Annotated in this window: 20 protein-coding genes; 12 read left to right on the top strand and 8 right to left on the bottom strand. The window is 63.9% G+C overall.

All coding sequences use genetic code 11. The features are described 5' to 3' along the window. Positions 1-97 precede the first annotated feature (97 nt). Positions 98-1,018 (bottom strand): peptidylprolyl isomerase, encoded by a 921-nt coding sequence (locus tag JQ587_RS30635; RefSeq protein ID WP_212427822.1) that lies wholly within the window; start codon positions 1,016-1,018, stop codon positions 98-100. A 352-nt stretch (positions 1,019-1,370) separates the two neighbouring features. Between JQ587_RS30635 and secA the strand changes: the two genes are divergently transcribed. Next, a complete protein-coding gene (gene secA, locus JQ587_RS30630) occupies positions 1,371-4,211 on the top strand; it encodes a preprotein translocase subunit SecA (protein ID WP_212427821.1) in 2,841 nt (946 codons plus the stop codon). A gap of 84 nt (positions 4,212-4,295) precedes the next feature. On the opposite strand, the gene JQ587_RS30625 is transcribed toward secA, so the two are convergent. Continuing rightward, the gene (locus tag JQ587_RS30625; protein WP_212303559.1) at positions 4,296-4,631 is read right to left on the bottom strand and encodes a GYD domain-containing protein; all 336 of its coding nucleotides are present in this window, start codon (positions 4,629-4,631) and stop codon (positions 4,296-4,298) included. A gap of 276 nt (positions 4,632-4,907) precedes the next feature. Beyond that, a complete protein-coding gene (locus tag JQ587_RS30620) occupies positions 4,908-5,342 on the bottom strand; it encodes a MarR family winged helix-turn-helix transcriptional regulator (RefSeq protein ID WP_057747431.1) in 435 nt (144 codons plus the stop codon). 179 nt (positions 5,343-5,521) lie between these two features. Between JQ587_RS30620 and JQ587_RS30615 the strand changes: the two genes are divergently transcribed. From JQ587_RS30615 to JQ587_RS30585, 7 genes are all read left to right on the top strand, one after another. Beyond that, entirely contained in the window at positions 5,522-6,706 is a 1,185-nt protein-coding gene (locus JQ587_RS30615) for a substrate-binding domain-containing protein (RefSeq protein ID WP_349629544.1), read from the top strand. Between the two features lie 151 nt (positions 6,707-6,857). After that, positions 6,858-8,372 carry an amidase gene (locus tag JQ587_RS30610; RefSeq protein WP_212427819.1) on the top strand — a complete coding sequence of 505 codons (1,515 nt, stop codon included), beginning with the start codon at positions 6,858-6,860 and terminating at the stop codon, positions 8,370-8,372. Positions 8,373-8,504: 132 nt separating this feature from the next. Next, a complete protein-coding gene (locus JQ587_RS30605; protein ID WP_212427818.1) occupies positions 8,505-9,362 on the top strand; it encodes a branched-chain amino acid ABC transporter permease in 858 nt (285 codons plus the stop codon). Positions 9,363-9,366: 4 nt separating this feature from the next. Then, positions 9,367-10,581 carry a substrate-binding protein gene (locus JQ587_RS30600; RefSeq protein ID WP_212427817.1) on the top strand — a complete coding sequence of 405 codons (1,215 nt, stop codon included), beginning with the start codon at positions 9,367-9,369 and terminating at the stop codon, positions 10,579-10,581. Between the two features lie 62 nt (positions 10,582-10,643). Beyond that, entirely contained in the window at positions 10,644-11,735 is a 1,092-nt protein-coding gene (locus tag JQ587_RS30595; protein ID WP_212427816.1) for a branched-chain amino acid ABC transporter permease, read from the top strand. Next, positions 11,722-12,456: an ABC transporter ATP-binding protein gene (locus JQ587_RS30590; RefSeq protein WP_212303553.1), complete on the top strand. Its 735-nt coding sequence runs from the start codon at positions 11,722-11,724 to the stop codon at positions 12,454-12,456. The genes JQ587_RS30595 and JQ587_RS30590 overlap by 14 nt, the downstream gene beginning before the upstream one ends. Continuing rightward, entirely contained in the window at positions 12,449-13,144 is a 696-nt protein-coding gene (locus tag JQ587_RS30585) for a branched-chain amino acid ABC transporter ATP-binding protein (protein WP_212303552.1), read from the top strand. The genes JQ587_RS30590 and JQ587_RS30585 overlap by 8 nt, the downstream gene beginning before the upstream one ends. A gap of 27 nt (positions 13,145-13,171) precedes the next feature. Here the strand turns inward: JQ587_RS30585 and JQ587_RS30580 are convergent, their stop codons facing one another. From JQ587_RS30580 to JQ587_RS30565, 4 genes are all read right to left on the bottom strand, one after another. Continuing rightward, positions 13,172-14,680: a L,D-transpeptidase family protein gene (locus JQ587_RS30580; RefSeq protein WP_249154607.1), complete on the bottom strand. Its 1,509-nt coding sequence runs from the start codon at positions 14,678-14,680 to the stop codon at positions 13,172-13,174. A gap of 388 nt (positions 14,681-15,068) precedes the next feature. Continuing rightward, complete coding sequence (locus JQ587_RS30575; protein ID WP_212427814.1) at positions 15,069-16,031, bottom strand: acetyl-CoA carboxylase carboxyltransferase subunit alpha; 963 nt, start codon at positions 16,029-16,031, stop codon at positions 15,069-15,071. A gap of 179 nt (positions 16,032-16,210) precedes the next feature. Continuing rightward, positions 16,211-17,191 carry a site-specific tyrosine recombinase XerD gene (gene xerD, locus JQ587_RS30570; RefSeq protein ID WP_212303549.1) on the bottom strand — a complete coding sequence of 327 codons (981 nt, stop codon included), beginning with the start codon at positions 17,189-17,191 and terminating at the stop codon, positions 16,211-16,213. A 17-nt stretch (positions 17,192-17,208) separates the two neighbouring features. After that, entirely contained in the window at positions 17,209-17,355 is a 147-nt protein-coding gene (locus JQ587_RS30565) for a hypothetical protein (RefSeq protein WP_035669499.1), read from the bottom strand. Between the two features lie 158 nt (positions 17,356-17,513). On the opposite strand from JQ587_RS30565, the gene JQ587_RS30560 reads away from it, so the two are divergent. The 3 genes from JQ587_RS30560 to JQ587_RS30550 are packed head-to-tail and all read left to right on the top strand — an operon-like array spanning position 17,514 to position 20,619. Next, positions 17,514-18,140: a shikimate kinase gene (locus JQ587_RS30560; RefSeq protein ID WP_212303548.1), complete on the top strand. Its 627-nt coding sequence runs from the start codon at positions 17,514-17,516 to the stop codon at positions 18,138-18,140. After that, entirely contained in the window at positions 18,137-19,285 is a 1,149-nt protein-coding gene (gene aroB, locus JQ587_RS30555) for a 3-dehydroquinate synthase (protein ID WP_212427813.1), read from the top strand. Before JQ587_RS30560 ends, aroB begins: the two co-directional genes overlap by 4 nt. 29 nt (positions 19,286-19,314) lie before the next feature. Beyond that, on the top strand, positions 19,315-20,619 hold the full coding sequence (locus tag JQ587_RS30550; RefSeq protein WP_212303546.1) for an HlyC/CorC family transporter: 1,305 nt from the start codon (positions 19,315-19,317) through the stop codon (positions 20,617-20,619). 114 nt (positions 20,620-20,733) lie between these two features. On the opposite strand, the gene JQ587_RS30545 is transcribed toward JQ587_RS30550, so the two are convergent. Continuing rightward, the gene (locus tag JQ587_RS30545) at positions 20,734-21,003 is read right to left on the bottom strand and encodes a BolA family protein (protein WP_433995312.1); all 270 of its coding nucleotides are present in this window, start codon (positions 21,001-21,003) and stop codon (positions 20,734-20,736) included. Between the two features lie 156 nt (positions 21,004-21,159). Here JQ587_RS30545 and JQ587_RS30540 point away from each other — a divergent pair, with 156 nt between their 5' ends. Then, on the top strand, positions 21,160-21,792 hold the full coding sequence (locus tag JQ587_RS30540; RefSeq protein ID WP_212427811.1) for a J domain-containing protein: 633 nt from the start codon (positions 21,160-21,162) through the stop codon (positions 21,790-21,792). Positions 21,793-21,880 lie beyond the last annotated feature (88 nt).

Here is a 21,880-nt window from a genome sequence, read left to right as displayed (position 1 = left end):
GCGCCTTGGTGGGGTCTGGATATGCAGATGCCCGGCACGAGGCCGGGCATCAGGAAACTTTAGATACTCTTCACGTCACCGAAGTGACAGCAAATTCTTACTTCTTGGCCGGGGGCGCCATCTTGCTGTCGGCGGGCTTCGCCGCGTCGGCCGGCTTGGCGTCTTTGGATGCGTCCGCCTGGTCCGTCCGCTCGACCTTGGCCTCGGCGCGGAGCTTGGCGACGTAGTCGGCCTGGGCCTTGCGAGTGACGTACTGCTCGATCTGAGCCTTGACCTGCTCGAAGTCAGGCGCCTTGCGGTTGCGCTTTTCCTCGACCTTGATGACGTGCCAGCCGAACTGCGACTTCACGGGGTCGGAGATCTTGCCCGGCTCCAGCGAGAACGCGACGGCCGAGAATTCCGGCACCATCTGCTCCTTGGTGAAGAAGCCGAGGTCGCCGCCGTCGGCGGAGCCCGGATCCTTGGACTTCTTCTTGGCGAGCTCGGCGAAATCGGCGCCCTTGTCGAGCTCGGCCTTGACCGCCTTGGCCTCGTCCTCGGTCTCGACCAGAATGTGGCGGGCGCGCACTTCCTGCTCACCGGTGATCTGCTTGGAGGCCTCCTCATAGACCTTCTTCATGGCGTCGTCGTTGGTCGCCGCCTTGCCCTCTTGGGCCAGCAGGCTGTCCATCAGCAGGCGGTTGCGGGCGAACGCCATCCGCTTCTTGAACTCCTCGCCGTCGGCGACCTTCTTGTCCTCGGCGGCCTTGGCCACGATCTTCATGTCGATCAGGAAGGACAGGACGTTCTCGTCCTTGGTCGCCGGATCCATCTGGGCGAGGCTCGGTCCGAGCTCCTCCTCGGCCATGGTGACGTCGCTCTTCTTGATTTCAGCGCCATTGACCTTGGCCAGAACGGGATCGTCGGCCGCCCGGAGCGGGCCCGCGAACGCCAGGAGCAGCGCCAGGGCCAGGGAGCCAGCCAGGGCGGACGCATGGCGAAAACGCTGGCCGGTGGTTACCGGGAACGAGGTGGTCATGGAAAATCCTTATGTTGAAGCAGGGGCTGCTCGAGCGGGGCGGACACTCGCCCAATCACAGGGGCTTGGCAACGCGAAAAGTCTGTCAAAATGATGAATTAGCCGCAATGCGCCCGCCGTTGACAAGGCCCTGACCGGGCCATATCTCTGCCCGGTCGCGACCATGGCGATGGCGTTTATATTGCTGCGTTTTTGGCCGTTGAACCCAGACTAGCCCAATTCCCACCCATATGGCGGATGACCCCCCGCAGTCCGGGCTCTGGCGCCATAAGGCGTCACGGTGAGTTGATAGGCCGGCGGGTGACAACTTCTTGGCTGCAACGCGGTTAAATCGCGAACACAGGAACTAGGCATGATCGGCGCGCTCGCCCGCAAGTTTTTCGGCTCCGCCAACGACCGGCGGGTGAAGGGATATCAGTCCCGCATCAACGCGATCAACGCGCTGGAGCCGGAGCTCGTCAAGCTCTCTGACGACGAGCTCAAGGCCCGCACCGCCGAGTTCAAGAAGCAGATCTCCGAGGGCAAGACGCTGGACGACCTGCTGGTGCCGGCCTTCGCCACCGTGCGCGAGGCCGCCAAGCGGACGCTCGGCCAGCGCCATTTCGACGTCCAGCTGATCGGCGGCATAGTGCTGCATGAAGGCGACATCGCCGAGATGAAGACCGGCGAAGGCAAGACGCTGGTCGCCACGCTTGCGGTCTACCTCAACGCGCTCGCCGGCAAGGGTGTCCACGTCGTCACCGTCAATGATTACCTCGCCCGCCGCGACTCCGGCTGGATGGGCCAGATCTACGGCTTCCTCGGCATGACCACGGGCGTGATCGTCCACGGCCTCGACGATGCCGAGCGCAAGGCCGCCTATGCCTGCGACATCACCTACGGCACCAACAACGAATACGGATTCGACTATCTTCGCGACAACATGAAGTACCGGCTCGAGGACATGGTCCAGCGGCCGCACTTCTTCGCCATCGTCGACGAAGTCGACTCCATCCTGATCGACGAAGCGCGGACGCCGCTGATCATCTCCGGCCCGCTCGACGATCGCTCGGACTTCTACAACACCATCGACGGCTTCCTGCCCAAGCTCGACAAGGCCGACTACGAGGTCGACGAGAAGCAGCGCACCGTGACGCTGACCGAAGGCGGCATGGAAAAGATCGAGACGCTGCTGCGCGACGCCGGCCAGCTCAAGGGCGAGTCGCTCTACGACGTCGAGAACGTCTCCGTCGTGCACCACATCAATCAGGCGCTGCGCGCCCACACGCTGTTCACCCGCGACAAGGACTACATCGTCCGCGACGACGAGGTCGTGATCATCGACGAGTTCACCGGACGCATGATGCCGGGCCGCCGCTATTCGGAAGGCCTGCACCAGGCGCTGGAGGCCAAGGAGCACGTCCAGGTCCAGCCCGAGAACCAGACGCTGGCCTCGATCACCTTCCAGAACTACTTCCGCATGTACGAGAAGCTCGCCGGCATGACCGGTACGGCTGCGACCGAAGCGGACGAACTGTTCGACATCTACAAGCTCGAGGTCGTGGAGATCCCGACCAATCTGTCGATCGCGCGTCTCGACGAGGACGACGAGGTCTACCGGACCCAGAAGGAAAAATACCAGGCGATCCTCGCCGAGATCGAGCGGGCCAACGCCCGGTTGCAGCCGGTGCTGGTGGGTACGGCTTCGATTGAAAAGTCGGAAGTTCTGGCCGAGTTCCTGAAGCAGAACGGCTACAGGCAGATCGACTTCGGCAAGGAGAACGCGCTCGACAAGCTCTATGCCGCTGCACGCGCCGGCAAGCCGGCAAAGCTGTTCGCGGTGCTGAACGCGCGCTTCCACGAGCAGGAAGCTTACATCGTCGCCGAGGCTGGCGTGCCCGGTGCGATCACGATCGCGACCAACATGGCCGGCCGCGGTACCGACATCAAGCTCGGCGGCTCGCTCGAGATGCGCCTCCAGCAGGAGACCGCCGGCATCGAGGACGAGGCCGAGAAGGCCAGGAAGATCGAGCAGATCAAGGCCGACATCGCGCATTTCCGCGACATCGTGCTGAAGGCCGAGGAGACCGTCGAGATCGAGCCGGCCAAGGGCTCCAAGCCGGCCAAGACCGTCAAGAAACCGGGCGGCCTTTACATCATCGGCTCCGAGCGGCATGAATCCCGCCGCATCGACAACCAGCTTCGCGGCCGTTCCGGCCGTCAGGGCGACCCCGGTCGCTCAAAATTCTTCCTGTCGCTGGAAGACGATCTGATGCGCATCTTCGGCTCGGATCGCCTCGACAGCATGCTCCAGCGTCTCGGCCTGCAAGAGGGCGAGGCGATCATCCATCCCTGGATCAACAAGGCACTCGAGAAGGCGCAGCAGAAGGTCGAAGCCCGCAACTTCGACATCCGCAAGAACCTGCTCAAGTTCGACAACGTCCAGAACGACCAGCGCAAGGTGATCTTCGACCAGCGCGTCGACCTGATGAAGGACGACAGCGTTGCCGAGACCGTCACCGACATGCGCCACGCCTTCATCGACGATCTCGTCGCCAAGCACGTGCCCGAGCATGCCTATGCCGAGCAGTGGGACGTCGCCGGCCTGAAGGACGAGTTGAAGCGCGTGCTCGATCTCGACCTGCCCGTCGACGACTGGGCCAAGGAAGAGGGCATCGCCGACGAGGAGCTGCTCAAGCGCATCGAGACCAAGGCCGACGAGCACATGGCCGCCAAGGTCGGGCAATGGGGACCCGACGTGATGCGTTACGTCGAGAAGACCATTCTGCTCCAGACGCTCGACCATCTTTGGCGCGAGCACCTGATCATGCTCGACCATTTGCGTCAGGTCATTGGCCTGCGCGGTTACGGCCAGCGCGATCCCTTGCAGGAGTACAAGACCGAGGCCTTCAACCTCTTCCAGGAGATGAGCGCTCACTTGCGCGAGGCCGTCACCGCGCAGCTGATGCGGGTCGAGATCGTCCCGCCGGAGCAGGAAGCGCCTGTGCTGCCGCAGATGGAAGCGCACAAGCTCAATCCGGATACCGGCGAAGACGAAATGGCCGTCGCCAACGTTTCGCTGGCCCCGCAGGCCACCGACGCCGCGCTGCGCGACCCGAAGAACCCCGCCAGCTGGGGCAAGGTCGGCCGCAACGAGGATTGCCCCTGCGGCAGCGGCAAGAAGTTCAAGCACTGCCACGGGCGGTACGCCTAACGGCGAACGCTTGTCTCGGCGCGATGCCCCAGCTCGATTGAGCCGGGGCATCCGTTGCGTCCCCCTAAGAGTGCATGTGCGGCTCTAGCTGCCGGGCGGCCGATACTTGCCCCGCAACTCGCTCGCCATTTGCCGGACCTTGGTGATTTCATCCTGCGTCCACAGACGCATGAGGTTCACATGGTGGATGGCGCCAGACGCCACCACGGTGCCGGATATCGCCGGTGCGGCACTGGGGTCGGGCACGTCGAAGATGACCAGCACGCCGGGCCCTTCGGCAGCCGTGCTGTACATTGAAATCAGTTTGCCGCCTGCAGCTTCGATCAGAGCCTTGGCCGCCTCGTAGCGATTGGTCTTGGGATTCTCCATGATGCTGTTGAGCGATTTTGGCGTGTACTGTCCTGTCATACAGAAATGCATAATGACTTCTCCTCTCGATGAGCGAGGGATGACTGGAATGTATGCTGTCCTTCCGACGCGATGAAAAAGCGTCGGCTCAAAAATCATCGATGAAGGATTGCAAGCCCCGCCGTGGGCAAATCGCCGCTAACAATGTTCCGGGCCTTCGGCACTGCCCCATGGCGGCTGAAGGCAACTTTATATCAGCCGGCTGTCGTCTGGAAGGGGCCCGAAAGGCCAATTGAAATTGCGTCGGTGTCGACTCGCCGGACGCACGCTCCGTCGTGCGATGCCGTCTCAATTCGAGCTGTCGATCAAGCTCTCCAGCAGCCGCTTCAATTCGCTCGTCGACTTGTCGCCGTAGCTTTCCAGGATGTGTTCCTCCTGATCGACTGCGAGCGAGTTGAGCTTCTTGCACAGCACCTTGCCGCGGTCGGAGATGAACATCAGCACCTTGCGGCGGTCGTTGGGGTCCTGCACGCGATAGACCAGCGTGTCGGAGACCATGCGGTCGATCATCTTGGTCAGCGTCGGATGGTTGAGCAGCACCGCATCCGCAAGCTCGCCCATCGAATGGCCGTCGCCGTCCGACAGCACCTTCAGGATTCGCCATTGCTCGACGGGAACTCCCTCCTTGCTCAACCGCAGTTCGAGTTGCCGGTTGATCTCCCGGTTGGCTTGCGCGAGCAGGTAGGCGAGGTGTTCGGTGATGGGAGCGTTCGATTTTGCCACGGCTAAGGCTTCGTCTTGACCCAAATGAGTGAATGTCTTGCAATCAATGCTGCATCTATATGCACTTCAATTGTTGAATATTCAATATTTTCAAAATAGGATCATTGCCCAACAAAAGGGCGGATGCCGCGGCCGCCTGCTCAATGTGCTTTCAGGTCTGGTGCCAGACAGGAGTTGGCGTGCGCGCGACGGTAAACTTCCCGGCTCACGGCGGTCTGGCGTTGCCGCCGTCCTTGCTGTTCAGGAATCTGTCGTCATCGGCGGCTGATGGCGCGCTGTCGCCTGCCGATCAGGCCTTTCTCAGGCGTCGTGGCCCGAACAAGTTGCGCGTCGGGGGCTTCATCTGCTGCACCGGTTCGCCCGGGATCTGGGGGCCCTGCGCGACCAACAGCGCGCAGCTCGCGGTCGCCGAGATCAACAAGCGCGGCGGTATCCTCGGCCGCGAGATCGAATTTTCCGTCTATGACGCTGGTGGGCCGCTCGACGAGGTCCTGAGCCGCGCGGAGCAGGCGATTGCCTTCGACGAGGTCGATCTGATCCTGGGCTTGCACACCAGCGCGGTCCGTGTTGCCCTGCGCGATATCACCACGCGCCATCGTATCCCCTACATCTACACCCCGGTCTATGAGGGCGGCGAGCGCACGCCGGGCGTGATGGCGATCGGCGAGACGCCACGCTGGCAGAGCCGGCCGTCGATCCACTGGCTGGCCGACGTGAAGAAAGCGCAGCGCTGGTACCTGATCGGCAGCGATTACGTCTGGCCCTGGCAGTCGCACCGTGCCGTGAAGAACTACATCAAGGAAACCGGCGGACACGTCGTCGGCGAGGAGTTCGTTCCCCTCGGCGAGGACAACCATGAGCCGCACCTGGCGCGCATCCGCGCCGCGCGGCCTGACGTGGTGCTGATCTCGCTGATCGGCACCGACAGCAGCACCTTCAATCGCGCCTTCGGCGAATGCGGCTTGGCTGCCACCACGCTGCGGCTTGCCGGCGCCATGGACGACACTGTGCTGCTCGGCATCGGCGCCGACAACAGCGAGAACATGTTCTGCGCCTCCGGCTATTTCACCGGCACCGGCGCGCGGGCCAATGACGACTTCCAGAGCCGCTATCGCACGATGTTCGGACCGAATGCACCGCCGATCGGCTCGGTTGGCCAGTCCAGCTACGAAGGCATGCGTTTCCTCGAAGCGGTTGCCAACAAGGCCGGCACATTGGCGATGGGGCCGATGCTCGCAGCCGGCCGCAACATCGTCTACAGCGGCGCTCGCGGAACGGTCACCGTTCGTGATGGGCGCGCGCGGATGCCGATGCATCTCGCCGAAGCCGATGGCCTCGACTTCAAGCTGATCAAGCCGATCTGACTCGCGCGGGCATTTCGCGAGGCGCGCCAAGCGCAAAATAATACTTGAAAAGGAAAATATTTCCGTTTTGAATGTTTCAGCGAGGCCGGTGGTGCGTCGCGCCGGGGCGGTCGCGCCCAACATTCGTTTCAAGAAGCTTCAGGAGAGCGCCGTGACAGTTGTCCTTCCCACGCCAGCCCAACTTCGCAGCGTCGCCGAGCAGTGCGGCCTCGCGCTGACCGACGATGACGTCGCTTCGTTCCGCGGCCTGATGCAGGGCTCGATCGAGGCTTACAATCTGGTCGCCGCGATGCCCGACGAGGTTCCGGAGGTGAAGTACCCGCGCACACCCGGCTATCGGCCGTCTGCGGAAGAGAACCCTCGCAATGCCTGGTATCGCAAATCGACCGTGAAGGGTGCTGCCAGCGGCAAGCTCAAGGGCAAGACGGTCGCCCTGAAGGACAACATCATGCTGGCCGGCGTACCCATGACCAACGGCTCGTCGACGCTGGAAGGCTATGTGCCCGATTTCGACGCCACCATCGTCACGCGCATGTTGGATGCCGGCGCCGAGATCGCCGGCAAGGTGCATTGCGAGCACTTCTGCCTGTCCGGCGGCAGTCACACCGGCTCCTACGGGCCGGTGCACAATCCGCACAAGATGGGCTACTCGGCCGGCGGCTCATCGTCAGGTTCGGGCGTCGTGGTTGCGCTCGGTGAAGTCGACATGGCGATCGGCGGCGATCAGGGCGGCTCGATCCGCATGCCGTCCTCGTTCTGCGGCATCTACGGCATGAAACCGACCTGGGGCCTCGTGCCCTATACCGGGATCATGCCGATCGAGATCTACGTCGACCATACCGGCCCGATGACCGCGACGGTCGCCGACAACGCACTGCTGCTCGAAGTGCTCGCCGGCGACGACGGTTACGATCCCCGCATCAAGGCGCCGAAGGTGGAGGAATACACCAAGGCGCTCGGGCAGGGCGTCAAGGGCATGAAGATCGGCATCTTGAAGGAAGGCTTCGAGCAGCCCGGCGCAGAGGCTGCGGTGAACGAAAGCGTGCGCGAGGCGGCGAAGCGCTTCAAGGATCTCGGCGCCAGCGTGGAGACGGTGTCGATCCCGATGCACCTGCTGGGCGGCGCGATCTGGACCCCCATCGGCACCGAGGGGCTGACCCAGACCATGATGTTCGGCGACGGCTACGGGCTCAGCCGCGGCGATCTTTATTCGACCTCACTGATGGATTTTCATCGCGGCTGGCGCCGGCAAGCGGACTCGCTCTCCGAGACCACGAAGTTGTTCATGATGCTCGGCACCTACATCAACAACAATTTCGGCCCACGCTTCTACGGCAAGGCGCTCAACATCTCGCGACGGCTGACCGCGGCCTACGACAAGGCGTTCAGGGATTATGATCTGCTGCTGATGCCGACGACGCCGATGAAGGCGACCAAGCTGCCGGAGCCCAATGCCAGCCGTGAGGACTATGTCGCTCGTGCGCTGGAGATGATCTCCAACACGGCGCCGTTCGACATCACCCATCATCCCGCAATGTCGCTGCCCTGCGGCATGGTCGACGGCCTGCCGGTCGGCTTGATGCTGGTCGGCCGCATGTTCGAGGAATCCACCATCTATCGCGCCGCGCATGCCTTCGAGCAGATCGGCGACTGGAAGACGATGTGAGCGGGGTGGTGATGCAGACGGGCGGGGTACCAGAGCGTTTTCGAGTGACGTGGACACCGGATCGCGTCAAGAAAACGCGTCAATGCAAGGAGCCCGGTTCCGATTTCATCGGAGCCGGAAAGGCTCTGGCGCATGGCTAACGCGTTCGTCGCGGCATTCGAGATCCTGAGCTTTGGCGCGATCATCGTCCTGATCGTGCTGGGGCTCGGGATCATCGCCAGCATGATGGGGATCTTCAACTTCGCGCAGGGTGAGTTCGTCCTGCTCGGGGCCTACGTCACCTATCTTGCCTACGCCAAGGGCCTGCCCATCTGGGCCGGCATGGTCGCGGCGCCGTTTGTGGTTGGCGCACTCGGCTTCGTGTTGGAAGCGCTGATCATTCGCCGCTTCTACGCCGCGCCGATCGTGGCGATGCTTGGCACTTACGCGCTCGGCCTGATCATCCGCGAATCCGTGCGCGGGCTGATCGGCGGCTTCTATCTCACCGTGCCCGAGCCGATCGGCGGTTCGATCGACCTCGGTACCATGCACATTTCGGCGTGGCGCTTCACCATCATCGTCATCACGATCCTGGTGATGGCCGGCTGTTATCTTCTGCTGTCGCGCACCAGCTTTGGCTTGCGCATGCGCGCCACGCTGGAGAATCCGTCGCTGGCGCGGGCCTCGGGCATTTCCACGCCTCTGATGTACGGCGCTACCTTTGCCTTCGGGTCTGCGCTCGCCGGGCTTGCCGGCGCGCTGATCGTGCCGGTGTTCAGCCTCTACGCCGATCTCGGCATCCGCTTCCTGATCCAGGGCTTTGTCGCCGTCATGGTCGGCGGTGTCGGCTCCTTTATCGGCCCCGTCGCCGGCGCTGGCGTGATCGGCACGCTCAGCGCCGCGCTGCCCTGGGTCATGGCGCCCGTGGTCGCCGATGTCCTCGTCTTCGTTCTCGCCATTGCCTTCATCAAATTCCGGCCGCAGGGCCTCATCGCTGGAAGAGGGGTTTAATCATATGTTCGATCGTCAGCTCTCACGCCGCCGTTTTCTGTCCAATTTTGCCTTCGCCTCCGGCGCGGTCGCGACCGGCGTCGGCAGCTGGGTGATCCCGGCGCCCTGGGCCAACGCGGCCGAAGCTCCGATCAAGGTCGGTATCGCGACCGACCTCACCGGCCCCATCGCCTATGCCGGCAATGCCGACGCCAATGTCGCCAAGATGGTGATCAAGGAGATCAATGCGGCGGGCGGCCTGCTCGGCCGTCCGCTCGAGCTCTATATCGAGGACACCGCGTCGAACGAATCGGTGGCCGTCGGCAACGTGCGCAAGTTGATCCAGCGCGACAAGGTCGACATGGTGCTGGGTGGTATCACCTCGTCGATGCGCAACGCGATCAAGGATCCGATCGTGGCGCGCGGCAAGACGCTCTACATCTATCCGCAGCTCTATGAGGGCAGGGAGTGCACGCCCTATTTGTTCTGCACCGGGCCGACGCCGGCGCAGCAATGCGACGAGTTCATCCCGTGGCTGATCAAGAACGGCGGCAAGAAGTTCGCGTTGCCGAGCGCCAACTACGTCTGGCCGCACACGCTCAATGTCTATGCCCGCAAGGTGATCGAATCCAACGGCGGCGAGGTCGTGTTCGAAGAATACTATCCGCTCGACCAGATCGACTTCTCCGCGACCGTCAACCGCATCATCTCCAACAAGGTCGACGTCGTCTTCAACACCGTCATTCCGCCCGGCGTCGGCCCGTTCTTCAAGCAGCTCTATGAAGCGGGCTTCCTCAAGAACGGCGGGCGTCTCGCCTGTGTCTACTATGACGAGAACACGCTCAACATCAATCAGGCCAACGAGATCGAGGGACTTGCGAGCTGCCTCGACTACTTCAAGGTGCTAACCAAGGAAAGTCCGTTCGACGCGAAACTTCAGGCGGCTTACGAGAAGGATTTTCCGGGCAACTTCCTGTTCGCGGCCGGCAGCGCGGCGACCGGCACCTATCGCGGCCTGAAGCTGTGGGAAGCCGCCGTCAAGGAAGCCGGCAAGATCGACCGCGAGTCGGTCGCCGCTGCGCTCGACCATGCCAAGATCGCCGAAGGTCCGGGCGGACCGGCCGAGATGGTGCCGGGCAAGCGGCACTGCAAGATGAAGATGTATACCGCAGTCGCCAAGGCCGGGAACTACGAGATCGTCGCGCGCAGCGAGGGCCTGGTCGATCCCAAGGAATGCTAACTTTCTTCACCTCCCCCCGCTGGGGAGAGGCGAAGAGACCGCCACAAGGTGCTTAATTCGGAATGCTGAAATCCATGGGTGCAGCTAGACAGGCCGTCCACGCCGACGTCGGGGGTGAGACGGACGTTTCGGTCGCCGAGAGTACAACGGCCGAGCGATCGTCGGCACGAAGAGTCCTGCCGATCGTGGAGGGCGTGGTGCTTGTCGCCGCGCTCATCGCGCCGCTGGTGCTGCAAGACTACCTCACGGTGTTCGCAACGCGTGTGGTCATTCTTGCGCTGTTCGCGCTGTCGTTCGATCTGGTCTGGGGCTATGCCGGCATCATGAGCTTCGGCCAGGCCCTGTTCTTCGGCTCGGCCGGCTATGGCGTCGCGCTGCTCGCGCGCGACTTGGACATCACCAACATCTTTCTGGTATTGCCGGCGGGCACGCTGATCGGCCTCACCTTCGCGCTGCTGCTCGGCGGCTTCCTGCTGCTGGGCCGGCATCCCTCCAGCGTGATCTTTGTGTCGCTCGGCACCTTGACCGGCTCCTACGCCGCCGATCGCCTCGCGCGCGGCTGGTACTATCTCGGCGGTCAGAACGGCATTCCCTCGATCGCGCCGATGACGCTCGGCGGCTACGAATTCTCGGAAGGGCCGGGGTTCTATTATCTCGTGCTCGGCATTCTCGTCGTCGTCTATCTGCTCTGCCGCTTCCTGGTGCGCTCGCAGTTTGGCCTCGCGCTCGCAGGCCTGCGCGAGAACGAGCAGCGCATCGCCTTCTTCGGCTACAAGGCGCAGCACCTCAAGGCGATCATCTTCGCGATTGGCGGCGCCATTGCAGGTCTTGCCGGCAGCCTCTACGCGTTCCACGAGGGCTTTGTGTGGCCCAACATGGTCGGCGTCGTGGTCTCGACGCAAGTGGTGCTCTACGTGCTGTTCGGCGGCTCCGGCACGCTGATCGGGGCCGTCATAGGCACCGTCATCGTCGAAGGCGTCAGCTTCTGGCTGTCGGACAATTATCGCGACATCTGGCCGATCATTCTGGGAGTATTGCTTCTGCTCGTGATCCTGTTCCGGCCGCTCGGCCTGATCAGTTTCGTCCTCGGCGAGCGCGAGCGGGTCGGCAGCTTCGGTACCAAGATCAAGGGGAAGAAAAATGCCGCTCCTTGAAGCCGCGGGCATCTCGAAGATCTTCGGCAAGCTCACCGCCCTCGACGGCGCCGCGCTCACCGTCGGCGAGAACGAGTTTCACGGCCTGATCGGCCCGAACGGCTCCGGCAAGAGCACGCTGATGAAGTGCATCGCCGGCGCCGAGGTGCCGACGCAGGGCAGGGTCTCCTTCGTCAACACCGACATCACCGCCTTCACGCCGACCGAGCGCGCGCGGGCCGGCATGAGCCTGAAATTCCAGATCACGAGCGTGCTACCGTCGCTGACGCTCTACGACAACATCCTGCTCGCGCTGCAGGCGCAATCCTCGCTGCTCGATCTCGTGCTCTCGCGCACGCGCAGGCTGCTGCACGATCAGGTCATGACCATGCTGACGCAATTCCGTCTTGCGAACCGCGCGTTCGATGCGGCGGCCGCGCTGTCGCACGGCCAGCAGCAATGGCTGGAGATCGCGATGGCGCTTGCGGGCAAGCCGAAGCTGTTGCTGCTCGACGAGCCGACCGGCGGCATGAGCCTGGAGGAGCGCCGCGTCACCGGCGAACTGCTGCAGCCGATCAAAGAACATTGCTCTCTCGTCATCGTCGAGCACGATCTCGATTTCATCCGCGACATCTGCGATCGGTTGACCGTGCTCGACCAGGGCAAGGTGCTGGCATCAGGCACCGTGTCCGAGATCCAGGCCAACACATCCGTCCAGGAGATCTATCTGCGCCGTGCCTGAATTTTTGGACATCAAGCATCTCGACGCCGGCTACGGCCGCAGCCAGGTCCTGTTCGACGTCAATCTCGGCATCCCCTGGCGTGGCGGCGTCGCCGTGCTCGGGCGCAACGGCGCGGGCAAGACCACGCTGATGAAGACCATCGTCGGCGAGCTGCCGGCATGGAAGGGCGAGGTCGGCTTCGACGGCCGCGACATCAGCCGCCGCCGGCCCGAGGAGCGCGTCCGCGCCGGCATCGGCTACGTGCCGCAGGAGCATTCGGTGTTCGCGCGCCTGTCGGTGCGCGACAATCTCGCGGTCGGCTCGCTCTTCAACAAGGATGCCACCGCCGTCGACCGCGTGCTGGCCATCTTCCCGAAACTCGGCCAGCGCCTCGACCAGCCCGCCGGCACGCTCTCCGGCGGCGAGCGCAAGATGCTCGCCATCGGCCGCGCCATGCTCGGCGACCCCAAGCTGCTGCTGCTGGACGAGCCGACCGAAGGCGTTTGGATCGGCGTGATCGAGGAGATCACCGAGCGTCTGATCGAGCTTGCCAAGACCATCGCCGTCATCATCGTCGAGCAGCACCTCGACCTCGCGCTGCGCGTCGCCGATTACGCCTACGTGCTGGATCGCGGCCGCGTCGCGCTGCAAGGCGAGGCGGGCGAGGTGAGGGGCAATCCGGAGCTGATGCGGTATCTGGCGCCGTAAATGGGCGGGCGAGCGAAACGCCGCCCGTTACTTCACCGCGCCAAAGCGGCTGTCGAACGAGTTCGACGACACCACCGGCGCTGCGCCGGCCATTTGCGCGCCATCGTTCACCGACGGCTTCAGCGGGGGGCGCGTCGCCGCGACCTTGGTCTCGGCGGGCTTCGCAGGCTCGGCGGGTTTTGCGGCAACGGCCGGCTTGTCCTTCGCGGTATCGTGGTGGCCGGGCACGAAGCGCGTCACGGCCGCCTTCAGCCTGGATGCTGCGGTAGGCGGCGTCGCGGCGGGGGCCACCGATGCGGTCGCTTGCGGCGGCGGCGTTGTCGCCGTCGTGTCGGCGGTGCCGAATCCCATCTTGCGGCCAAGGTTCGAGAAGAAGCCCGACTTCTCGGCAGGCTGCGCCGAGGCGACGCGGGTGTTGGTCGCGGGCGCGCTGACGGCGACGACCGGCTCTGCCTGCGGGGCGGTTGCGGTCGGCTCGAGGTTCGGCTTCGGCGGATTGACGGTGCCGGGGATCGTGCCCGGCGCCTTCGACATCGCCAGCATCTGCAGCGTGTTGCCTTCGGCGCCTTCCGACAGGCCGGTCGAGCCCTCCGGAATCTTGGCGGCGAAGATCTTGTTCATGCCGCCGTCGATGCCGGTGTTCATACGCGCCACCGGCGTGCCCTTGGCGACCAGCTTGCTGTACTCGGCCTCGTCGCGCTGCTCCTTCTCGCGCACGGCGCTGGCGACGTCCTCGGGGACGATATAGGCCGGGCACTTGGCCGAGGCGTCGAACACGGGATCGCGCTTCGCATCAGGCGCGCGTGCCGCATCGAACACGTACTTCTTCTCGCAGAAATCGACCTTCGGCTCCTGCCGCGTCACCTCGAAATGATCATAGCCTTCCTTGATCATCTTCCAGAAGGCCATGTTCGGATTGTTGCGGTGCTTGGCCATGTTCACCGGCGTCATCCGGAACGGATACGCCTGGAACTGGAACGCCTTCTGGCCGCCGAAGAAGGACTCGCGCCCCAGCGAATAGATCTCCGCGATCTGCTCGTCGGTCATGGCGTAGCAGCCGCGCGAGGAGCAATCGCCGTGCACCATCAGCTGCGAGCCGGTGCGGCCAAGCGCCTTGTCGAACGCGTTGGGGAAGCCGGTGTTGAACGAGAGGTAATAAGCCGATTGCGGATTCATCTGGCTCGGGTTGATCGAGTAGAATCCTTCCGGCGCCTGGCGGTCGCCTTCGCGCACCTTCGGACCCAAATCGCCCGACCAGCGGCAGATCGGATAGGTCTTGAGCAGCGCGAACTGGCCGCTGCGGGTCTGCTTCCAGATCTCGAGCTCGGCCTCCTGCTTGAACAGGCGGATCAGGATCGGCGACTGCAGATCCATGTCCTTCTCGCCCATCGCGGCGACGAGCTTCGGCGAGACCGGCTGGTTGGCCTTGGCGTTGGTCGCCAGCGACACCTGATCGGTATCGCAGCCGGCCAGCACAACGCTGAGGGCAAGCGCAACCGAAGCCAAGAGCGCGCGAGCAAGCGAACGAGAATTCAAGATGGACCCCACAACGTGCCGGGCAAGGAGCGCGAACCCCAATCTCTCGGGCATGGCCTGACCGGAGAACCGGACTTTCTCAGACCAAGCCCCAGCGCTTATGCCCTGAAGCCATTGATTAAAATTCTAACCTCCGCACCTTGGGGTCGCAACCCGACCGGGGATCACGAGCCCGTTGGCGAGACGGCGTGGTCAACAGAGACTTAAACTGGGCCGGAACTTGGACTTTGCAGTCGAACCAGTACTGAGATCGCCGATTTGGGCAAAAAAAGGGTTAATACGGGGTTACCGGTGCGTCGTTCCGGGATGGTCCGAAGGACCAGACCCGGAACCTCGAGATTCCGGGTTCGCCGTTCGGGCGCCCCGGAATGACAGGAAATGAACAGAATCAGCCCAGTTTCCGGCCGATATCGAGGAATTTCTGCCGGCGCTGCTTGCGGATGGCGTCGCCGTCCAAGCCGCGGAGCTCGTCAAACGCCTTGGCGATCGCGTCGCCCGTGGTGGCGATCATGGCGGCGGGGTCGCGGTGGGCGCCGCCGACCGGCTCCTTCAGGATCTGGTCGATCACCCCGAAGCGGAGCATGTCCTGGGCGGTGATCTTCATGTTGTTGGCGGCTTCCTGCGCCTTGCTGCCGTCACGCCAGAGGATGGAGGAGGCGGCCTCGGGCGAGATCACGCTGTAGATCGCGTGCTCCAGCATCAAGACCTTGTTGGCGGTGGTGATCGCGATGGCGCCGCCCGACATGCCCTCGCCGGTGATGATGGCGACGTTCGGCACGGTCAGCGCCATGCAGGCATCGGTCGAGCGCGCGATGGCTTCGGCCTGGCCGCGCTCCTCGGCGCCGATGCCGGGATAGGCGCCGGCGGAATCGGCCAGCGACAGCACGGGAAGGCCGAACCGCTCGGCCATCTCCATCAGCCGCACGCATTTGCGGTAGCCCTCGGGCCGCGCCATGCCGAAATTGTGCTTGATCCGGCTCTCGGTGGAATCGCCCTTTTCCTGGCCCATCACGCAGATGGCTTCGCCGCGGAAACGGCCGAAGCCTGCGACCAGCGCCTCGTCCTCGCCGAACTTGCGGTCGCCGGCGAGCGGGGTGAATTCGGTGATCAGGCCCTTGATGAAGTCGTTGAAATGCGGCCGCTGCGGGTGCCGCGCGACCAGCGTCTTCTGCCACGGCGTCAGGTTGAGATAGAGGTCGGCCAGCGCCTGCGCCGCCTTGTCCTCGATCCGTCCGATCTCTTCGGCGATGTCGGTGCCGGAGGCCGCAAGCGTCCTGAGCTCGTCGACCTTGGAGTCGAGCTCGGCGACGGGCTTTTCGAAGTCGAGATAGCTGCGCATCTGATCTGGCATCAACTCAATATAGGGGGACGGGACGACGAGGCGAAGCGAGGTTGGCTTCAGGTAAAGAAGTGTAGCTTCTTCAAGGGGTTGACCTGTGCGTTCGCGGGAGCGCGGCAAATCACGAATGAGGCCACGGCTCTTTCTGCGGAGATGTGGCCGAAGTCAAGGCGGTTAGTTCACCCCTCCAGCTACTTCTCCGCCAGCGGGTGCAGGTCGCGCACCAGGCTCTTCAGCCGCTCCTCGACCACATGGGTATAGATCTGGGTGGTCGAGATGTCGGTGTGGCCGAGCAGGGTCTGCACGATGCGCAAATCGGCGCCGTTGTGCAGGAGGTGGCTGGCGAAGGCATGCCGCAGCACGTGTGGAGAGACCAGGCGGGCCTGAAGCCCCGAGGCGACCGCGAGCTCCTTGAGGTCGCGGGCGAAATGCTGCCGCGTCAGGTGCCCGCTCTCGCCGAAGGAGGGAAACAGCCATTTCGAGGCGGCGAGGCTGCCCTTCTTCTCGCCCTTGTTGTTTTCCTTGGCCGCCTCCGTCGCCGCGAGATAGTCCGCCATCGCCTGGCGCGAGGCCTGGTTGAGCGGCACCAGACGTTCCTTGTCGCCCTTGCCGCGCACCACGATCATGCGGGCGTCGCGCTTGGCGGCCGAGCGCGGCAGCGACACCAGCTCGGAAACGCGCAGGCCCGTGGCGTAGAGCACCTCGAGCAGGCAATAGAGCCGCAATGCGCGCAGCCGCTGTGACGGCGAAGCGTCCATCGCCTCGCTCATCTCCTTGGCGCGGCGGAGCATGCGGTCGACATCCGATATCGACAGCACCTTCGGCAGGCCCCGGCCGCGCTTGGGGCCGGACAGGATCGCCGCGGGATCCTCGGTCCGGATGCGCTCGTTCAGCAGGAAGCGGAACAGGTGTCGCATCGCCGACAGCCGCCGCGCGACACTGGAGGATTTGAAGCCGCGCGCATCGAGGTCGGCAAGATAGTCGCGCAGCGTCTGGGTTTCGGCGTCAGTAAAGCCATGGCCGGTGCGGCCGAGAAACTCGGAGAAATCGGTGAGATCACGGCGATAGGCATCGAGCGTATTGGGCCCGGCGCCCTGTTCGGCTGCGAGCATGTCGAGGAACAGGCCGGTCAGCTTGGCGTCGGAAGGCTTGCTGGCGGAGGGTTTGCGCATGCCCCGGAGGCTAGCTCCTATTTCTTGAGAAATTTATCCGGCGGGATCGTCACGGTCATTTCTCGCGGCTTCGGATTGACGAAATTGGCCAGCGCGAACACGACGCCGTAGACGATGCCGGCGATCACGGCGACGACCGTCAGGAAGCGGAACAGGCTGGGCATCGGGCAAGGTCTCGAACGGCCGAATTAACCAATGAAATCATCCAACATGTTCGCCGTTTCGTGGCAAGAGTCCTCTGGCGAGGGCTTCGAGGGGGTCGTATAGGTGGCCGGGATGCCGCCTTTGGCGGCCAATTGAGCGAGATCCAGAGCAAGATCCAATGTCCGACGCCGTGTTGCCAGCACAAGCGAGCCCTGAGGCCGACATCCTGTCGGCGCTGGGGGCGCGTTCGATCGTGCTGGTCGGCATGATGGGCGTCGGCAAGTCGACCATCGGCCGGAGGCTGGCGGCGCGGCTTGGCCTGCGTTTTTTCGACGCCGATGTCGAAATCGAGGTGGCCCACGCCGGCATGACCATTCCGGAAATCTTTGCGACCCATGGCGAGCCCTATTTCCGCGACGGCGAGGCCCGCGTGATCGCACGCCTGCTTGAAGGCGGGCCGATCGTGCTGGCGACCGGCGGCGGCGCCTTCATGCGCGAGGAGACGCGGACCCGCATTGCGGCGAAGGCGGTTTCGATCTGGCTCAGGGCGGACCACGACGTCATCATGCGCCGCGTGCGCCGTCGCGCCGACCGCCCTTTGCTCCAGACCGCCGATCCCGAAGGTACCGTCACGCGGCTTCTCACCGAGCGTGAGCCGATCTATGGCAAGGCCGACCTCACCATCGCCTCGCGCGATGTGCCGCACGACAAAATCGTCGACGAGACCATCGCGACGCTGCACGCGCATCTCTGCGGCGAGCCGGCCGCCCAACCTCCTGCCGACGTTGCGAGTGCCGCTCGATGACTGCGCCCATGAAACATTCTGACCCTGTGAACGTCGATGTCGCGCTGGAAAATCGCGCCTATGACATCGTCATCGGCCGCGGCGTGCTGGCCTCGCTGGGCGAGCGCGTTGCCGCTTTGCGCCCGGGCGTGCGCACCGCCATCGTCACCGACCGCACCGTGGCAAGATACTGGCTCGAGCCGACGGAAGCCTCGCTTGCGGCCGCCGGCATTCCAACATCGCGCATCGTGGTCGAGGAAGGCGAGATCTCGAAAACCTATGCCGGCCTGGAAAAGGTCAGCGAAGCCCTGATCGCCGCAAAGATCGAGCGCAACGATCTCGTCATCGCGCTCGGCGGCGGCGTGGTCGGCGATCTCGCCGGGTTTGCCGCGGCGATCCTGCGCCGTGGCGTCGATTTCGTGCAGGTGCCGACCTCGCTGCTGGCGCAGGTCGATTCTAGCGTCGGCGGCAAGACCGGCATCAACTCGCCGCAGGGAAAAAATCTGCTCGGCGCCTTCCATCAGCCCGTGCTGGTCGTTGCCGATACCGCCGTGCTCGACACGCTGTCGCCGCGGCAGTTCCGTGCCGGCTATGCCGAGGTAGCCAAATACGGTGTGCTCGGCGACGAGGCCTTCTTCGCCTGGCTGGAAAAGAACCACGCGGATATCGTCAAGGGCGGCTCCGCGCGCGAGCATGCCATCGCGACCTCCTGCCGGGCCAAGGCCGGCGTCGTCTCGCGCGACGAGCGCGAGACCGGCGAGCGCGCGCTGCTCAATCTCGGCCACACCTTTGGTCACGCGCTGGAAGCCGCGACCGGTTTCTCCGACCGCCTGTTTCACGGCGAGGGCGTCGCGATCGGCATGACGCTGGCGGCGCAGTTCTCGGCCAGGCTCGGCATGATCGGCGAGGCCGACGCGACCCGCGTCGAGCGTCACCTCATTGAAGCCGGACTTCCGACGCGTCTGCAGGACATCGCCGGTTTCGCGCAGGAGGGCCTTGCCGATGCCGACGCGCTGATGGCGCTGATGGCGCAGGACAAGAAGGTCAAGCGCGGCAAGCTCACCTTCATCCTGCTGGAGGCCGTGGGGCGCGCCGTCATCGCCAAGGATGTCGAGCCGGCGCCCGTGCGCGACTTCCTGAAAGAGAAGCTCGCGCAGCAGGCTTGATGCGCGGCTGAACTTCTGTTGAGAGTCTCATGGATTGGCTCGGCTTCACCATCGTCATCATCTGTCTGCTCGTATCGGGCTTCTTCGCCGCGAGCGAGACGGCGCTGACCGGCGCGTCGCGCGCCAGCATGTTGCGGCTGTCCAAACAGGGTAACCGCGACGCCGACGTGGTCTCGCAGTTGCTCGACATGCGCGAGCGCCTGATCGGCGCGCTGCTGCTCGGCAACAACATCGCCAATATCAGCGCATCCGCGCTCGCAACCTCCATCTTCACGGCGTGGTTCGGTGATGTCGGCGTGCTCTATGCCACCGGCGTGATGACGGCGCTGGTCGTCATTTTCGCCGAAGTGCTGCCCAAGACCATCGCCATCAACGCGCCTGATCGGATGGCGCTCGCGGTCGCGCGTCCGATGCGGCTGACGATGTACGTACTGGGACCGCTGCTGCGGGTGGTGGAAGTCATCGTGCGCCTGTTGATGCGCGGCTTCGGCCTCGCCGGCGAGCACCAGGCGATCCTGTCGCCGACCGAACGCCTGCGCGGCGCGGTCGACCTCTTGCATCACGAGGGCAAGTTCGAGAAGCAGGACCGCGACATGCTCGGCGGCCTGCTCGATTTGCGCGAGCTCCAGGTCTCCGACGTCATGATCCATCGCACCGAAATGATGATGATCAACGCCGATCTGCCGCCGGAGGAGTTGGTGCGCGAGGTGCTGGCGACCGAATACACCCGCATCCCGCTCTGGCGCGAGAAGCCGGAAAACATCATCGGCGTGCTCCACGCCAAGGATCTCCTGCGCGCAATCCGCGCGTCCGACGGCGACACCTCGCGCATCGACGTCTCCACCATCGCGCTGCCGCCCTGGTTCGTGCCGGAGATGCGCCCGGTGTCCGAACAGCTGAAGGCGTTCCGCCGGCGAAAAACCCATTTCGCGCTGGTCGTCGACGAGTACGGCGAAGTTGAAGGTCTGGTGACGCTGGAAGACATTCTGGAGGAGATCGTCGGCGACATCTCCGACGAGCACGACGTCGTGGTCGCCGGCGTGCGCGCCCAGCCCGACGGCTCCGTCGTGGTCGACGGCTCGGTGCCGATCCGCGACCTCAACCGCGCCATGGATTGGCGCCTTCCGGATGGAGAGGCCACCACGGTCGCCGGGCTCGTCATTCACGAGGCGCGCTCGATCCCCGACCGGGGCCAGAGCTTTACGTTCCACGGCTTCCGCTTCCGTGTCCTCCGCCGCGAGCGCAACCGTATCACCGCGCTCCGTATTTCACCGGTGCCGCGCGATGCGGAAATGGAGGAAGCGAAGCCGAGAAGAGCCGGAACGTCGTTCTAGCTCGAAGTCCTCACCGTCATTCGATGCGAAGCATCAAACTCCGGTGCGCAGTTGCGCACCTGAGAATCTCTAGATTCCGGGTTCGGCTCTTCGAGCCACCCCGGGATGACGGTGCTAATTTTCCCCCGGCGCCTGCGCGTGGATCGCCAGCGCATGCACGCTTCCGGAAAGTTCCGCGGCCAGCGCTGAATTTATCATGCGGTGACGGTCGACCCGGCTCTTCCCTTTGAAGGCTTGAGACACGATATAAACACGGAAGTGCGTCTCGCCGCCCGGCCGATGGCCGGCGTGGCCCTCATGCAGATGTGACTCGTCGACGACCTGCAGGCTTTCCGGCGTGAAAGCTTCCCGCAACTTGTTGCTGATAGTATCTTTCATAACCATGAGTGCCATTAAGGGACGCGATCGCACTCCGTCAACACATAGGCCGCCTCTGGCGGCCGTTCTGAAAAACGCCGAAGTGAAACTTCGGCTACGGGTTCTCAGCTAATTGCAATGTCAAGACTTGAAGGTTTTTGCATTGCGTAGTCAAAGTCAGCCATGCCGATCGATTCATCAAAGTTCTTCGATTCCATCCGCGTGAAGCCGCGGGGCAAGCAGCCCGAGGTGAAGCCGCGCGACACTGTGGTCGCCTGCGAGTGGGCCGGGTGTCAGAACAAGGGCGCACATCGCGCGCCGAAGGGGCGCGATAACCAGCGCGAGTACTGGCACTTCTGCCTCGATCACGTGCGCGAGTACAACCAGAACTACAATTTCTTCTCCGGCATGAATGCCGATGCCGTCGCGCGCTATCAGAAGGATGCGCTGACCGGCCACCGCCCGACCTGGAAGATGGGCGCCAACGGCGGCAAGAAGGGTGCGGAAGCCGAGATCGACATGGCGTCCGATCCGTTCAGCATGTTCTCCGAGATCAACGGCCGCGCCAGCTGGCGGAAGGGCCCGGAGGCCGAGCCCAAGGCCGAGACGCGCAAGGTCATGAACGCCGAGCGCAAGGCGCTGCAGGTGATGGGCCTCGGCCCGAATTCCACGCTCGCGGACGTCAAGGCCAAGTACAAGGCGCTGGTGAAGCAGCACCATCCCGATGCCAATGGCGGCGACCGCTCCACCGAGGATCGCCTGATCGAGATCATCAAGGCGTATAATTATCTGAAGACGGTGGTGCGGGAGGCGTAGCCTCGCAGCACTGTTGAGTGTCGTCCAGGCTTTCGCCGCGACGACAGCATCGTAGGATGGGCAAAGCGAAGCGTGCCCACGACTTTCT

This window comes from Bradyrhizobium manausense, from assembly GCF_018130615.1.
In the GTDB taxonomy this organism is placed as follows: Bacteria; Pseudomonadota; Alphaproteobacteria; order Rhizobiales; family Xanthobacteraceae; genus Bradyrhizobium; species Bradyrhizobium manausense_A.
This window is presented reverse-complemented; position numbering and strand designations above follow the sequence as displayed.

Excerpts from the sequence above, each read along its gene's own strand:
- JQ587_RS30625 (WP_212303559.1), bottom strand. The coding sequence starts at position 4,631 with ATGCATTTCTGTATGACAGGACAGTACACGCCAAAATCGCTCAACAGC.
- JQ587_RS30635 (WP_212427822.1), bottom strand. The coding sequence starts at position 1,018 with ATGACCACCTCGTTCCCGGTAACCACCGGCCAGCGTTTTCGCCATGCG.
- secA (WP_212427821.1), top strand. The coding sequence starts at position 1,371 with ATGATCGGCGCGCTCGCCCGCAAGTTTTTCGGCTCCGCCAACGACCGG.
- JQ587_RS30600 (WP_212427817.1), top strand. The coding sequence starts at position 9,367 with ATGTTCGATCGTCAGCTCTCACGCCGCCGTTTTCTGTCCAATTTTGCC.
- JQ587_RS30590 (WP_212303553.1), top strand. The coding sequence starts at position 11,722 with ATGCCGCTCCTTGAAGCCGCGGGCATCTCGAAGATCTTCGGCAAGCTC.
- JQ587_RS30595 (WP_212427816.1), top strand. The coding sequence starts at position 10,644 with ATGCTGAAATCCATGGGTGCAGCTAGACAGGCCGTCCACGCCGACGTC.
- JQ587_RS30545 (WP_433995312.1), bottom strand. The coding sequence starts at position 21,003 with ATGGTTATGAAAGATACTATCAGCAACAAGTTGCGGGAAGCTTTCACG.
- JQ587_RS30605 (WP_212427818.1), top strand. The coding sequence starts at position 8,505 with ATGGCTAACGCGTTCGTCGCGGCATTCGAGATCCTGAGCTTTGGCGCG.
- JQ587_RS30540 (WP_212427811.1), top strand. The coding sequence starts at position 21,160 with ATGCCGATCGATTCATCAAAGTTCTTCGATTCCATCCGCGTGAAGCCG.
- JQ587_RS30560 (WP_212303548.1), top strand. The coding sequence starts at position 17,514 with ATGTCCGACGCCGTGTTGCCAGCACAAGCGAGCCCTGAGGCCGACATC.
- JQ587_RS30575 (WP_212427814.1), bottom strand. The coding sequence starts at position 16,031 with ATGCCAGATCAGATGCGCAGCTATCTCGACTTCGAAAAGCCCGTCGCC.
- xerD (WP_212303549.1), bottom strand. The coding sequence starts at position 17,191 with ATGCGCAAACCCTCCGCCAGCAAGCCTTCCGACGCCAAGCTGACCGGC.
- JQ587_RS30565 (WP_035669499.1), bottom strand. The coding sequence starts at position 17,355 with ATGCCCAGCCTGTTCCGCTTCCTGACGGTCGTCGCCGTGATCGCCGGC.
- JQ587_RS30550 (WP_212303546.1), top strand. The coding sequence starts at position 19,315 with ATGGATTGGCTCGGCTTCACCATCGTCATCATCTGTCTGCTCGTATCG.
- aroB (WP_212427813.1), top strand. The coding sequence starts at position 18,137 with ATGACTGCGCCCATGAAACATTCTGACCCTGTGAACGTCGATGTCGCG.